We start from the raw sequence: 14,007 nt of genomic DNA on the forward strand, positions 1-14,007 counted from the left end.
CATGGGAAAAATCATTGCTATTGCTAATCAAAAAGGCGGTGTTGGAAAAACAACAACATCTGTTAATTTAGGGGCTGGATTGGCGCAAGTAGGTAAAAAAGTCCTTCTTGTAGATATTGATGCTCAAGGAAATGCAACGACTGGTGTGGGAATTGAAAAATCTGAATTAGATCAATGTATTTACAACGTTCTTGTGGAAGATGCAGATGTTCAAGGGGTTATACAGAAAACCGCAACTGAAAACTTAGATGTTCTACCCGCTACAATTCAATTGGCTGGTGCTGAAATTGAATTGGTACCGACTATTTCCCGGGAAGTACGTTTGCAAAGAGCATTACAGCCAGTTCGTGATGAATATGACTATATTATTATCGACTGTCCCCCATCTTTAGGGTTATTAACGATTAATGCATTAACAGCAGCAGATTCTGTTATTATTCCTGTACAGTGTGAATATTACGCACTAGAAGGGTTAAGTCAGCTATTAAATACAGTTAGACTTGTACAAAAACATTTAAATAAAAATTTAGCAATTCAAGGTGTATTGTTAACAATGTTGGATGCCCGTACAAATTTAGGGATTCAAGTTATAGATGAAGTGAAAAAGTATTTTAGGGATAAAGTATATCGCTCGATTATTCCGCGTAATGTACGCTTGAGCGAGGCTCCAAGTCATGGGAAACCTATTATGCAGTATGACGCTAAATCAAGAGGAGCAGAAGTGTATATAGATTTAGCAGAGGAAGTGATTGCAGGTGGCTAAAGGATTAGGAAGAGGAATTAATGTGTTTTTTCCTGATTTAGATGTGAAAGAAGAGGAAACAATTCAGGAGATTCTTGTAACTGAATTAAGGCCGAATCCATATCAACCGCGTAAACACTTTAATAAAGAGGCGATTCAGGAATTAGCAATTTCGATTAAGGAACACGGTATTCTACAACCATTAATTGCTAGGAAGAGTATTAAAGGATATGAAATTGTTGCAGGTGAAAGACGATTTCGTGCTGCAAAAGAGGCTGGTTTAGAAAAAGTACCTGCGGTTGTAAGACAATTAACTGAACAGCAAATGATGGAATTTGCTTTGTTAGAAAACTTACAACGAGAAGATTTAAATCCTATGGAAGAGGCAATGGCATACCAGATGTTAATGAATGAGCTAAATGTAACGCAAGAACAATTAGCGAAGCGTCTTGGTAAAAGCAGACCTTACATTGCAAATTATACTCGGTTATTAAGCCTACCTTCTTTCGTACAAGATATGATTGCAAATGGTCAACTTTCAATGGCTCATGGGAGAACTTTACTTACGATAAAAGATGAAGAACAATTGAAGTCCTTATTGAAACGCATTGAAAAAGAAGGATTAAATGTTCGTCAATTAGAGAAAATCGTCCAAGAGATTAATCAACACGTTTCACGTGAAACAAAAAAAGTGAAAAAAGAGCGAAATATATTTTTCGTAGAACGTGAAACGTTCTTAAGAGAAAAGTTTGGCACAGATGTGAAAATTAAAGAGACGAAAAAAGAAAAAGGTAAAATCGAAATTGAATTTTTTAATAAAGAAGATTTAAATCGTATTTTAGAACTATTAGCACAGAAAAATTAAAAAGCAAACCATCTTATTATTTATAGATGGTTTGCTTTTTTTAATGCGGATAATTTTTGATCCGTCTCTTTTATACTTTTTGCGATTACATCAGCCATTTTCATGACTAAACTTAATCTTGTATTTTGAAGAACGAAAAACTCCATAAACCCATTTAGATTGACGATACCGTGTATGTGCAAATCACCAACTGCAGGTAATTTCTTATTCATAGCAGCTCCAGGTTTACTAGGTCCCTTTCCAGTAGTGATTGATCCGATATTTTGGGACTTTCCTAAACATGCATCAACAGCAATTATAAATGCAGTAGGATATTCTTTCTGTATATTCTGAATTTTCTCCTCTAAATTTAGCGCATGTACTGGCTCATCTAGTGTACCGAATACTTGGAGGTTTTGGATGTCTATTTGTTCAAGTTTTGTACCAACTAATGGGCCGAGTGCGTCACCTGTAGAGCGATCTGTGCCGATACAAACGAGAATGAGTGGTATATTAGTTTTAATAGGAATATGGGTAAGTAAGAAATTACTGATTATCTCAGAGGCTTCTAGATCTTGGTGCATAACGTTTTGAGTTTCTTTCTCAAAAAATGGTAAGCGAAAACTTCCAATATTCATGAAGCACCCATCCTTTTAATAAATTTTCAATATATGTTATATGGTGAGGAAAATGGAAAGTTATAAGTGCGTAATTTTTGCAAAATGTGAATGAAAACGGAAATAATAGTACTAGTATATATATATTCGTTCCATTTTATACCTGGATGTCGGGGATAAAATAGGATTAAAATCATAAAATTTTTTCAGCAATTAGGGGACTTCTGATACAATAATAAGGGTAACTAAAAAGAAATTTTAGCTAGAGAGGTAGAGGTACATGGATTTATTAGCGAAGTGGTTTAATTCTATGAAACAGTATTTATTAGATGCTGATCGTTGGGCTCATATTGGAGTTGCGACATTAAAAATATGTATTATTTTAACAATTGGTGCAGTTGTTGTGCGAATTGCAAGGGCGGTTGTACGAAATGCGTTTCGTATGGGGAGTCGTTCTCCAATTCAAATTTCAGAACGTCGTACAGTTACAGTAGCGAAATTACTTGAAAATATTGTAGCGTACGTTGTTATGTTCATTATGCTAATTGCGATTTTAGGTGTGTTTGATATTAATGCATCAGGTTTATTAGCGGGTGCTGGGGTAATTGGTTTAGCAGTCGGATTTGGTGCTCAAAGTTTAGTGAAAGACGTTATTACAGGTTTATTTATTTTGTTAGAGGATCAGTTTTCAGTTGGCGATTATGTTAAAATCGGTCAATTTGAAGGAGTCGTTTTAGAAATTGGACTTCGTACAACGAAAGTAAAGAGTTGGACAGGTGAAATTCATACTTTACCAAATGGAAGTATTATTCAAGTTACTAACTACTCAGTTAGTAATAGTGTAGCGTTTGTTGATGTATCTATTTCATATGAGGCTGATATTGCGAAAGCAGAGCAAGTTATTGAAGATTTATTAGTAGAATTACCTTCAAAGTACGAAAAAATGGTAACAACGCCTCAATTATTAGGTGTGCAAACATTAGCTGCATCAGAAGTTATATTACGTGTTATTGCTGAAGTAGAACCGATGCAACATGCAGTTATTGCAAGGGCACTTCGTAAAGAGATTAAAAATCGTCTTGATTTACATGGAATTGAAATTCCATATCCACGTATGGTTTTATATAATCGTGAAGAATTAGTTAGTGGAAAAGCAATTTAGTATGGAGAGGAGTTTGGAGAATGGAGCAAAAGGAATATAACTTGTATGATGTTGTGGAAATGAAGAAAGCCCATCCATGTGGCGAGAATCGTTGGAAAATTATTCGTATGGGAATGGATATCCGCATTAAGTGCGAGGGGTGTGACCATTCAGTAATGATTCCTCGAAGAGAGTTTGATCGTAAGGTGAAAAAAATACTTGTGAAGCACGAAGAATAGAGGGAGAGTAACAGTTACAGTAGGTAACTGTTACTTTTTTTCGTTTGGCGGAAACTTGTCATTTTTTTCGTTACTATCTATAATGATGAAAGATTGAGACATAGGAGTGAAAAATATGGGATTAACGGCTGGGATTGTTGGATTACCTAACGTAGGGAAGTCCACTTTATTTAATGCAATTACACAAGCAGGAGCAGAATCTGCGAACTATCCATTCTGTACAATTGATCCAAACGTAGGGATTGTAGAAGTACCAGATGAGCGTTTAAATAAATTAACGGAATTAGTAGAACCGAAAAAGACTGTTCCGACTGTATTCGAGTTTACTGATATTGCAGGTATCGTAAAAGGTGCTAGTAAAGGTGAAGGTTTAGGAAATAAATTCTTATCTCACATTCGTCAAGTAGATGCAATTTGCCAAGTTGTTCGTTGTTTTGAAGACGAAAATATTACGCACGTTTCAGGGAAAGTAGATCCAATTGATGATATTGAAACAATCAATTTAGAGCTAATTTTAGCGGATTTAGAGTCTGTTGATAAGCGTATCGAGCGTGTTGCGAAATTAGCAAGACAAAAAGATAAAGAAGCGGTATATGAGCATGAAATTTTAGTTCGTTTAAAAGAAGCTTTTGAAGAGGGAAAACCAGCTCGTACTGTTGAATTTACAGAAGAGCAGATGAAGATTGTTAAAGGCCTTCATTTACTTACAACAAAAGAAATGTTATACGTAGCGAATGTAAGTGAAGACGATATTATCGATCCTTCGGAAAATAAATACGTACAAATGGTAAAAGAATTTGCAACAAATGAAAATTCTCAAGTAATCGTTGTATGTGCAAAAATTGAATCAGAAATCGCTGAATTAGACGAAGAAGAGAAAAAAGTATTCCTTGAAGAATTAGGAATTGAAGAGTCTGGTTTAGATCAATTAATTCGTGCAGCATATGACCTATTAGGACTTGCTACGTACTTTACAGCTGGCGTTCAAGAAGTACGTGCTTGGACATTTAAACAAGGAATGAAGGCACCACAATGTGCTGGTGTTATTCATACAGACTTTGAGCGTGGATTTATTCGTGCAGAAACAGTTTCTTACGATGATTTAATGACAAACGGTTCTATGACAGCTGCAAAAGAAGCTGGAAAAGTACGTTTAGAAGGAAAAGAATATATCGTAAAAGACGGAGATGTTATGCACTTCCGTTTTAACGTTTAATTTAATATTTCCTAGGAAAAATAAAGATATGAACTTGGCAAATATATTATATGTTTGCCAAGTTTTTTATGTATTGGTGAGTTGATTCATATAACTTACTATGATATAATCTAAACTCGTGAGTAATTACTATAAATTAATTGCTCCTTGCCCATTACGGGCCGTTTAGACCAAAAGGAGGTGAAAGTGTAATGAGAAAGTACGAAATTATGTACATCATTCGTCCTGGCGTTGAAGAAGAAGCTCAAAAAGCTTTAGTTGAACGTTTTGCAGGTGTTTTAACAAACAATGGTGCAGAAATCATTAACACGAAAGAGTGGGGTAAGCGTCGTTTAGCTTACGAAATCAACGACTTACGTGAAGGTTTCTACATGATCTTAAACGTGAAATCTAACGCAGAAGCGATTAACGAATTCGACCGTTTAGCTAAGATCAACGAAGACATCCTTCGTCATATCGTTGTTAAAGAAGAAGAAAAATAATTGATATATAAGGGAGAGTGGTTCGATTGATGAATCGTGTTATCCTCGTTGGTCGTTTAACTAAGGACCCTGACTTACGTTACACGCCCAATGGTGTCGCAGTAGCTACTTTTACGTTAGCTGTGAATCGCGCATTTGCCAATCAGCAAGGTGAGCGTGAAGCTGACTTTATTAATTGTGTAATATGGCGTAAACAAGCAGAAAACGTAGCAAATTATTTGAAAAAAGGTAGCTTAGCAGGCGTAGATGGACGTCTTCAAACTCGTAATTACGAGGGACAAGATGGTAAACGTGTATACGTAACAGAAGTTCTTGCGGAAAGCGTGCAATTTTTAGAGCCGCGTAATGGCGGTGGGGAGCAACGTGGTTCATTTAATCAGCAACCATCAGGAGCTGGTTTCGGTAACCAAGGCTCTAACCCATTTGGTCAATCTAGTAATTCAGGTAACCAAGGTAACTCTGGATTTACGAAGAATGACGATCCATTTTCAAATGTAGGTCAACCGATCGACATTTCCGACGACGATTTACCGTTCTAATACAGTAAATTTGTTAGTTTTAACAAAGAATGGAGGGAAATAGACATGGCAGGACGCAAAGGTGGACGTGCGAAACGTCGTAAGGTGTGTTTCTTCACAGCTAACGGCATCACTCGCATTGACTATAAAGATGTTGATTTATTAAAACGTTTCGTTTCTGAGCGTGGTAAAATTTTACCTCGTCGTGTAACAGGAACAAGCGCAAAATACCAACGCAAACTTACAGTTGCAATTAAACGTGCTCGTCAAATGGCACTTTTACCATATGTTGGTGAATAATAGCGTATGAAATGCACAGTAGAGTGGGACTCTACTGTGCATTTTGCTATGCTTTTCTTTTTGAAAGAGAGGTTAAAATGTGAAACAAACAAAGTTTATTACAGAAGGTGCAGCATTATTAGCTATATATGCAATTTTATTGCTTATATCTATGTATGTTCCGATTTTGGGTACAGTTGTAACTTTTGCGTTGCCGTTACCATTTATACTATTAATGATAAGACATAAACTATCTAATGTGCTCGTGGTTTTTGTAGCAGCACTTTTTGTTACTATTATTGTGAGTCAACCGCTGAATTTAGTGAAGACAATTATGTTTGGATTGATAGGGATTGTTTTAGGATATATGTATAAAACAAGAAAAAAGCCAGTGGAAATCTTAATAGCGGGGACGCTTGCATACTTAATTGGTTTTGTAATTATTTATGTTGCGAGTATAAAGTTTTTCAACATAGATATAATGAAGCAAATGCAAAGTATGTTTAGTGAAAGTATGGCGAAAAGCGAAAAGATAGTAAGTGCTACTGGCATGCCGATTAGTAAGGAACAAAAAGAGTTACTTGCACAAATGAATGATATATTACAATCGTTACTTCCAAGTATACTTGTGCTAGTTTCAGTATGTTTTTCTTGGATTACAGTGATAATATCAGGTAGTGTTTTGAAAAAGTTAAAACATGAAGTTATATCTTGGCCTAAATTTAAAGATATACAATTACCAAAGAGTATCATTTGGTATTACGTTATATTTATTTTGTTAGCAACTTTTATAAAAGTAGAACCAACATCATATTTACATATGGTATTTTCTAACCTAAATGTCATATTTGCACTATTGCTTGTACTGCAAGGTCTGACATTTATCGCCTTTTTAGCGTATAGAAAAGGTTTTACTAAAGGGGTTCCTATTATTAGTTTTATTGCATGCATGTTTATTCCGATGCTGTTTCCTCTTGTGACAATCTTAGGTATAATTGACTTAGGGATTTCATTGCGTTCTAAAATAGGGGGATAAAATAATATTCCTTATACTATTTTAATCTGTTTAACTAACTGGAAGGTAAGTTAGTTTTACTTTATAGGAGTTGTATACATGCCTGAATTTGATAAGAAACAGTGGTTTTTATATCCTGTTTATGTATTGGCATTTTTTGTGTTTGTGCTCATTTTAATTCTCTGTTATTTTCATTTAATTATGGGTATAGCTGCTTTTGTCATTTTTTGTATCGTATTCTTTATCGTTATACGATTTGAACTTAATTTTCAAAGGAATTTCGAAAAGCATACGACAGATATGATTACAAGAGTAAAGAAAGTAAGTAATGAAGCATTTAACCAAATGCCGATTGGTATTTTGTTATACAATAAGGATTATGGGATTGATTGGGCAAATCCTTATTTATCTTCATGTCTGGGACAGCACGCATTAGCTGGATGGCACCTTTACGATGTATCAGAAACATTACTTCTTTTCATTAAAGGAGAAACTTCTGATGATATAGTCTCTTTAAATAATCGAAAGTTTCGCGTTTTTGTAAGGAAAGAAGAAAAGTTAATTTATTTCTTTGATGTAACGGAACAAACAGAAATTGAAAAGATGTACGAGGATCAAAGGACTGTTTTAGCTGTCATCTATTTGGATAATTATGATGAAGTTACACAAGGATTAGATGATCAATTACGTACGAATATAACAAGTCTTGTGACATCGCGACTAAATGAATGGGCACTTAAGTATGGTGCTTATTTAAAACGTGCATCTTCAGAAAGATTCTTCGTTGTGCTAAATGAAAGTATTTTGACGCAGATGGAGAAAGGGAAATTTAGCATTTTAGATCAGGTGCGTGAAGAAACATCTAAAAGGAATATACCACTTACATTAAGTGTGGGTGTCGGATCAGGTGATTTACCTTTATCAGAGCTTGGAGCAATGGCTCAATCTGGTTTAGATCTTGCGCTTGGGCGTGGGGGAGACCAAGTAGCTATTAAACAAGCGACAGGTAAAGTTAAGTTCTATGGAGGTAAGACAAATCCGGTTGAAAAACGTACCCGTGTACGCGCCAGGGTCATTTCGCATGCGTTAAAGGATTTAGTATTAGAAAGTAGTAATGTCATTATTATGGGGCATAGGGCTCCCGATATGGACGCAATTGGTGCTGCGATTGGTATTTTAAAAGTGGCTCAATTAAATGAGCGTAAAGGATATATTGTGTTAGATGAAAATGATTCCGATAAAGGAATTAAGCGTTTGATGGACAAAGTGAAACAAAATGAGGAGTTATGGTCTCATTTTATTACTCCAGAGCAAGCGATGGAATTTGCAAATGATGAGTCGTTACTTGTTGTTGTCGATACGCATAAACCTTCTATGGTGATGGAGCAAAAACTGTTACATAAAATTGAAAATGTGGTAGTTATTGATCATCATCGCCGTGGAGAAGATTTTATTGAAGACCCATTGCTAGTTTATATGGAACCATATGCTTCTTCAACGGCAGAATTGGTTACAGAATTACTTGAGTATCAACCTAAAAATTTAAAGATGACAATGTTAGAAGCGACGGCATTGTTAGCGGGTATTATTGTCGACACGAAAAGTTTCACATTCCGGACAGGGGCTCGTACATTTGATGCTGCTTCTTATTTACGCTCACATGGTGCAGATACTGTACTTGTACAAGAACTTTTAAAGGAAGATATGGATCAGTATTTACGGGTTGCAAAAGCTATAAAAAATGCGTACATTTATAAAAATGGAATTGCGATTGCTAAAGTTGATAGTGATGATTACTACGATCAAGTGCTTATTGCGCAATCGGCAGACACGTTATTAACGATGACAGGGATTATTGCATCATTTGTTGTTGCGAAACGTGGCGAGAATCTCATTGGAATTAGCAGCAGGTCTTTAGGTGAAGTGAATGTGCAGCTAATTATGGAAAACTTAGGCGGTGGCGGGCATTTGACGAATGCAGCCACACAGATGAAAAATGTTACAGTAGATGAAGCTGAGGAGAAGCTTCGATTTGTTATTGATGACTATTTACAGGGAGGCACACAATCATGAAAGTAATTTTTCTAAAAGACGTAAAAGGTAAAGGTAAAAAAGGAGAAGTAAAAAACGTACCAGATGGCTATGCAAATAACTTCTTACTAAAACAAGGATTAGCTGCTGAAGCAACAAATAGCAGTATGAAAACTTTAGAAGCTCAAAAGCGTAAAGAAGAAAAAGATGCAGCAGCAGAGCTTGAAAATGCAAAAGAGTTAAAAGAGACTTTAGAGAAATTAACTGTAGAATTAAAGGCGAAATCTGGAGAAGGTGGCCGTTTATTTGGTTCTATCACAAGCAAACAAATCGTAGATGCAATGCAAAAATCACACAAGATTAAACTTGATAAACGTAAATTTGAAATGGACGATGCAATCCGCGCGTTAGGTTATACAAACGTTACTGTGAAATTGCATCCACAAGTAACAGCAACAGTAAAAGTTCATGTTAGTGAACAATAAAAATAAATTAAGCAAGGAGGATTGCGTATGAGTGATGTACTTGCTGATCGTACCCCTCCGCATAATATAGAGGCTGAGCAGGCGGTTTTAGGGGCCATATTGATTGATCAAGATGCGTTAACTTCAGCATCAGAGTTATTGGTACCTGATTCGTTCTATCGAACGAAACATCAAAAGATTTTTGAAGTCATGCTTGGGCTATCTGATAAGGGAGAGCCGATTGACTTAGTAATGATGACATCAGCAATGGCTGATCAAGGATTACTAGAAGAGGTTGGTGGGGTTTCTTACTTAGCAGAGTTAGCAGAAGTTGTGCCAACTGCAGCTAACGTAGAATATTACGCACGCATCATCGCTGAAAAGGCGCTTTTACGTCGTTTAATTCGCACGGCGACTCATATTGTATCGGATGGATACGAGAGAGAAGATGATGTGGATGGTCTTTTAAACGAGGCTGAGAAAAAAATATTAGAAGTATCCCATCAAACGAATGCAAAAGCATTCCAAAACATTAAAGATGTTCTTGTAGATGCTTATGACAAAATTGAACTTTTGCATAATCAAAAGGGTGAAGTTACTGGGATACCAACTGGGTTTACTGAATTAGATAAGATGACAGCAGGTTTCCAACGAAATGATTTAATTATCGTGGCAGCACGTCCATCAGTAGGGAAAACGGCATTTTCATTAAATATTGCACAAAACGTAGCGACGAAAACGGATGAAAATGTAGCGATTTTTAGTTTGGAGATGGGTGCTGATCAGCTTGTTGTGCGTATGCTTTGTGCAGAAGGGAATATTGATGCACAAAGACTTCGTACTGGTTCATTAACTTCCGATGATTGGGCAAAATTAACAATGGCAATGGGGAGTCTCTCAAATGCTGGTATATATATTGATGATACGCCAGGTATTAAAGTAAATGAGATTCGAGCAAAATGCCGTAGATTAAAGCAAGAACAAGGTCTTGGTATGATTTTGATTGACTATTTGCAGCTTATTCAAGGAAGTGGGAAATCAGGAGAAAACCGTCAGCAGGAAGTATCTGAGATTTCTCGTACCTTAAAAGGGATTGCGCGTGAATTGCAAGTGCCTGTTATTGCTTTATCACAGTTATCTCGTGGTGTAGAATCTCGTCAAGATAAACGCCCGATGATGTCTGATATTCGTGAATCTGGAAGTATTGAGCAGGATGCTGATATTGTAGCTTTCCTATATCGTGAAGACTACTATGATCGAGAAACGGAAAACAAAAATACAATTGAAATTATTATTGCAAAACAACGTAACGGTCCAGTAGGTTCAGTGGAACTTGCATTCGTCAAAGAGTTCAATAAGTTCGTTAACTTAGAACGTCGTTTTGAGGATGGACATGCTCCACCGGCATAAAGGCAGTATAAAAAAGAAACACATTTCTTATAATAAGATGTGTTTCTTTTTTTTTATAAGAAAGATAAGGCTTTCATAAGTTAAATATATAATTCTTACGAACGAAAATGTTTTTTTGTGAAAAAATGTTCGCTTTTCGGTTGACTTCTCTTTCGGTTTTGGTACAATTATATTGTTTGAATAGATCGTTTGAAAATTGCGGAGGTGCTTTAATAATGTCTTCAGTAGTAGTTGTAGGAACACAATGGGGCGACGAAGGAAAAGGTAAAATCACTGATTTTCTTTCTGAGCATGCGGAAGTAGTTGCAAGATATCAAGGTGGAAATAACGCGGGACATACAATTGTTTTCGGCGGAGTTAAATATAAATTACACTTAATTCCATCTGGTATTTTCTATAAAGAGAAAATTTGTGTAATCGGAAACGGATTAGTAGTAGATCCAAAAGCATTACTTGAAGAGTTAAAATACTTACACGATCGTGGTGTAAGTACTGATAATTTACGTGTAAGTAACCGTGCACATGTTATTTTACCTTACCACTTAAAACAAGATGAGTTAGAAGAAGCAAGTAAAGGTGATAACAAAATCGGTACAACGAAAAAAGGTATCGGTCCTGCATATATGGATAAAGCTGCTCGTATTGGTATTCGTATGGCTGATCTTTTAGACCGTGAAGCATTTAAAGAGAAGCTTGAGCGCAATTTAGTAGAAAAAAATCGTTTATTTGAAAAAATGTACGATACAGAAGGTTTCACTGTAGAAGAAATTTTCGAAGAGTACTTCGAGTACGGGCAACAAATCGCGCAATATGTATGTGATACGTCTGTTGTATTAAATGATGCATTAGATAATAATCACCGTGTATTATTTGAAGGTGCGCAAGGTGTTATGCTTGATATTGACCACGGTACGTACCCGTTCGTTACATCTTCTAACCCAATTGCTGGTGGTGTAACAGTTGGAACTGGAGTTGGTCCTGCGAAAGTTACTCGCGTTGTAGGTGTATGTAAAGCATATACAAGCCGCGTTGGTGATGGTCCATTCCCTACTGAGCTTCATGATGAAATTGGTCATCAAATTCGCGAAGTTGGTCGCGAGTATGGAACGACAACTGGTCGTCCACGCCGCGTAGGTTGGTTCGATAGCGTTGTTGTAAGACATGCACGTCGTGTTAGTGGTTTAACGGATCTATCATTAAATTCTATCGACGTTTTAACAGGTATTCCAACTCTTAAAATTTGTGTAGCTTACAAATACAATGGCGAAGTTATTGATGAAGTTCCAGCTAACTTAAACATTTTAGCGAAATGTGAGCCTGTATATGAAGAGCTTCCAGGTTGGGAAGAAGATATTACTGGTGTAAAATCATTAGATGAACTTCCTGAAAATGCACGAAAATACGTAGAACGTGTTTCTGAGTTAACAGGAATTCAAATATCTATGTTCTCAGTTGGACCAGATCGTAACCAAACAAATATTGTACGTAACGTATACGAAGCTTAATTAACATTTTTTGAAAAAAACTCATGTCTGCATGAGTTTTTTTCTTATTCCTTTATAAAAAAACAAAAAAAGTATTGCAATAAATACAGAATACATGTTATGATACATCTTGTCGTCACGAAAATATGACGTTGGTGAGTATGAGCCATTAGCTCAGTTGGTAGAGCATCTGACTTTTAATCAGAGGGTCGAAGGTTCGAGTCCTTCATGGCTCACCATTTTATTTTTCGTGGCCCGTTGGTCAAGTGGTTAAGACACCGCCCTTTCACGGCGGTAACACGGGTTCGAATCCCGTACGGGTCATGTTTTTTTTTGCTTATTTTTGGTCCCGTGGTGTAGTGGTTAACATGCCTGCCTGTCACGCAGGAGATCGCCGGTTCGACCCCGGTCGGGACCGCCACTTTTGTTTATACCACCATTAGTGGTTTTATATATAGTTTTGGCTCGGTAGCTCAGTCGGTAGAGCAGAGGACTGAAAATCCTCGTGTCGGCGGTTCGATTCCGTCCCGAGCCACTCTCAGGATATTAAGTGGGCCCACTTAATATCCTTTTTATTTATGTAATTTTACAAAACTGAGTAGTTATTTTAAAATAGAACGAGGAGCCTCTAGCAGTTGAAGCTAGAGGTTTTTCTATAGATCGTATAGGATGCCGTGTAAAAGTGGATCATACATGAGTCTATGAGAATAGAGGAGAAAATACTTAAACAAAGGATGCGGTCATATAGGACATACTATGTAAACATCAATATGTTTAGGGATTATTGACCATATTTTTATAAGGAGGAAATAGACGATGATGGGAAAGAAAATTTTAGTAGTTGATGATGAAAAGCCGATTGCAGATATTTTGAAGTTTAACCTAGAAAAAGAAGGTTTTGAAATAGTAATGGCGCATGATGGTGATGAAGCAATTGAAAAGGCTAATGAAGAGCAACCAGATATGGTTTTATTAGATATTATGCTACCAGGTAAAGATGGCTTAGAGGTTTGCCGTGAAATACGTAAAAGCTCAGAAATGCCGATTATTATGCTTACAGCAAAGGACTCTGAGATTGATAAAGTATTAGGGCTCGAGCTTGGGGCAGATGATTATGTAACGAAGCCATTTAGTACGAGGGAATTACTTGCTCGTGTGAAGGCGAATTTACGCCGCCATCAACAAGGTGGTGCTGCGGAAAAAGAAGAAAATACAGAAATGGTTATTGGACCAATTGTGATTAATCCAAATGCATATAGTGTAACGAAGCGCGAGGAAAATATCGAGCTTACACATCGTGAATTTGAGTTGCTACATTATTTAGCGAAACATTTAGGACAAGTTATGACACGCGAACATTTATTACAAACAGTTTGGGGTTATGACTATTTTGGAGATGTGCGCACAGTAGACGTTACAGTACGTCGTTTGCGTGAAAAAATTGAAGATAATCCAAGCCATCCTACTTTAATTGTAACTAGACGTGGAGTAGGGTATTACTTGCGTGACCCAGAGCAGGAATAGT

15 protein-coding genes and 4 tRNA genes are annotated in these 14,007 nt (G+C 36.5%); 18 read left to right on the top strand and 1 reads right to left on the bottom strand.

The window, feature by feature from the left end; all coding sequences use genetic code 11:
• The first annotated feature begins 1 nt into the window (after position 1).
• Positions 2-763 carry a sporulation initiation inhibitor protein Soj gene (soj, locus tag ACUN13_RS29970; protein WP_000516114.1) on the top strand — a complete coding sequence of 254 codons (762 nt, stop codon included), beginning with the start codon at positions 2-4 and terminating at the stop codon, positions 761-763.
• The gene (gene spo0J, locus ACUN13_RS29975; protein ID WP_001051832.1) at positions 756-1,607 is read left to right on the top strand and encodes a stage 0 sporulation protein Spo0J; all 852 of its coding nucleotides are present in this window, start codon (positions 756-758) and stop codon (positions 1,605-1,607) included. The genes soj and spo0J overlap by 8 nt, the downstream gene beginning before the upstream one ends.
• A gap of 20 nt (positions 1,608-1,627) precedes the next feature.
• Here spo0J and yyaC read toward each other — a convergent pair whose 3' ends face one another.
• The gene (yyaC, locus tag ACUN13_RS29980) at positions 1,628-2,224 is read right to left on the bottom strand and encodes a spore protease YyaC (RefSeq protein WP_001020714.1); all 597 of its coding nucleotides are present in this window, start codon (positions 2,222-2,224) and stop codon (positions 1,628-1,630) included.
• 259 nt (positions 2,225-2,483) lie between these two features.
• Here yyaC and ACUN13_RS29985 point away from each other — a divergent pair, with 259 nt between their 5' ends.
• From ACUN13_RS29985 to walR, 16 genes are all read left to right on the top strand, one after another.
• Complete coding sequence (locus ACUN13_RS29985) at positions 2,484-3,365, top strand: mechanosensitive ion channel family protein (RefSeq protein ID WP_000364814.1); 882 nt, start codon at positions 2,484-2,486, stop codon at positions 3,363-3,365.
• Between the two features lie 20 nt (positions 3,366-3,385).
• Positions 3,386-3,583 (top strand): DUF951 domain-containing protein, encoded by a 198-nt coding sequence (locus ACUN13_RS29990; RefSeq protein WP_000435485.1) that lies wholly within the window; start codon positions 3,386-3,388, stop codon positions 3,581-3,583.
• A gap of 115 nt (positions 3,584-3,698) precedes the next feature.
• A complete protein-coding gene (ychF, locus tag ACUN13_RS29995) occupies positions 3,699-4,799 on the top strand; it encodes a redox-regulated ATPase YchF (RefSeq protein ID WP_342761621.1) in 1,101 nt (366 codons plus the stop codon).
• 191 nt (positions 4,800-4,990) lie between these two features.
• Positions 4,991-5,281, top strand: coding sequence for a 30S ribosomal protein S6 (gene rpsF, locus ACUN13_RS30000; protein WP_001233778.1), 291 nt, complete (start codon positions 4,991-4,993; stop codon positions 5,279-5,281).
• A 26-nt stretch (positions 5,282-5,307) separates the two neighbouring features.
• Positions 5,308-5,820 (top strand): single-stranded DNA-binding protein, encoded by a 513-nt coding sequence (gene ssb, locus ACUN13_RS30005; protein WP_000981966.1) that lies wholly within the window; start codon positions 5,308-5,310, stop codon positions 5,818-5,820.
• A 45-nt stretch (positions 5,821-5,865) separates the two neighbouring features.
• Complete coding sequence (gene rpsR / locus ACUN13_RS30010; RefSeq protein WP_000918873.1) at positions 5,866-6,099, top strand: 30S ribosomal protein S18; 234 nt, start codon at positions 5,866-5,868, stop codon at positions 6,097-6,099.
• A 79-nt stretch (positions 6,100-6,178) separates the two neighbouring features.
• On the top strand, positions 6,179-7,114 hold the full coding sequence (locus ACUN13_RS30015; RefSeq protein WP_074555684.1) for a YybS family protein: 936 nt from the start codon (positions 6,179-6,181) through the stop codon (positions 7,112-7,114).
• A gap of 78 nt (positions 7,115-7,192) precedes the next feature.
• A complete protein-coding gene (locus tag ACUN13_RS30020; RefSeq protein ID WP_001113778.1) occupies positions 7,193-9,166 on the top strand; it encodes a DHH family phosphoesterase in 1,974 nt (657 codons plus the stop codon).
• Complete coding sequence (gene rplI, locus ACUN13_RS30025; RefSeq protein ID WP_000864228.1) at positions 9,163-9,609, top strand: 50S ribosomal protein L9; 447 nt, start codon at positions 9,163-9,165, stop codon at positions 9,607-9,609. The genes ACUN13_RS30020 and rplI overlap by 4 nt, the downstream gene beginning before the upstream one ends.
• A 27-nt stretch (positions 9,610-9,636) precedes the next feature.
• Positions 9,637-10,998, top strand: a complete 1,362-nt coding sequence (dnaB, locus tag ACUN13_RS30030; RefSeq protein WP_445424148.1) for a replicative DNA helicase — start codon at positions 9,637-9,639, stop codon at positions 10,996-10,998.
• A 215-nt stretch (positions 10,999-11,213) separates the two neighbouring features.
• A complete protein-coding gene (locus tag ACUN13_RS30035; RefSeq protein WP_000100238.1) occupies positions 11,214-12,503 on the top strand; it encodes an adenylosuccinate synthase in 1,290 nt (429 codons plus the stop codon).
• A 142-nt stretch (positions 12,504-12,645) separates the two neighbouring features.
• Positions 12,646-12,721, top strand: a tRNA-Lys gene (locus tag ACUN13_RS30040).
• A 13-nt stretch (positions 12,722-12,734) separates the two neighbouring features.
• Positions 12,735-12,806, top strand: a tRNA-Glu gene (locus ACUN13_RS30045).
• Between the two features lie 21 nt (positions 12,807-12,827).
• Positions 12,828-12,903: transfer RNA gene (locus ACUN13_RS30050), tRNA-Asp, on the top strand.
• 41 nt (positions 12,904-12,944) lie between these two features.
• Positions 12,945-13,017: transfer RNA gene (locus ACUN13_RS30055), tRNA-Phe, on the top strand.
• A gap of 281 nt (positions 13,018-13,298) precedes the next feature.
• The gene (gene walR / locus ACUN13_RS30060) at positions 13,299-14,006 is read left to right on the top strand and encodes a cell wall metabolism DNA-binding response regulator WalR (RefSeq protein ID WP_000971865.1); all 708 of its coding nucleotides are present in this window, start codon (positions 13,299-13,301) and stop codon (positions 14,004-14,006) included.
• Position 14,007 lies beyond the last annotated feature (1 nt).

It is taken from the genome of Bacillus cereus group sp. Bce041, assembly GCF_052646455.1.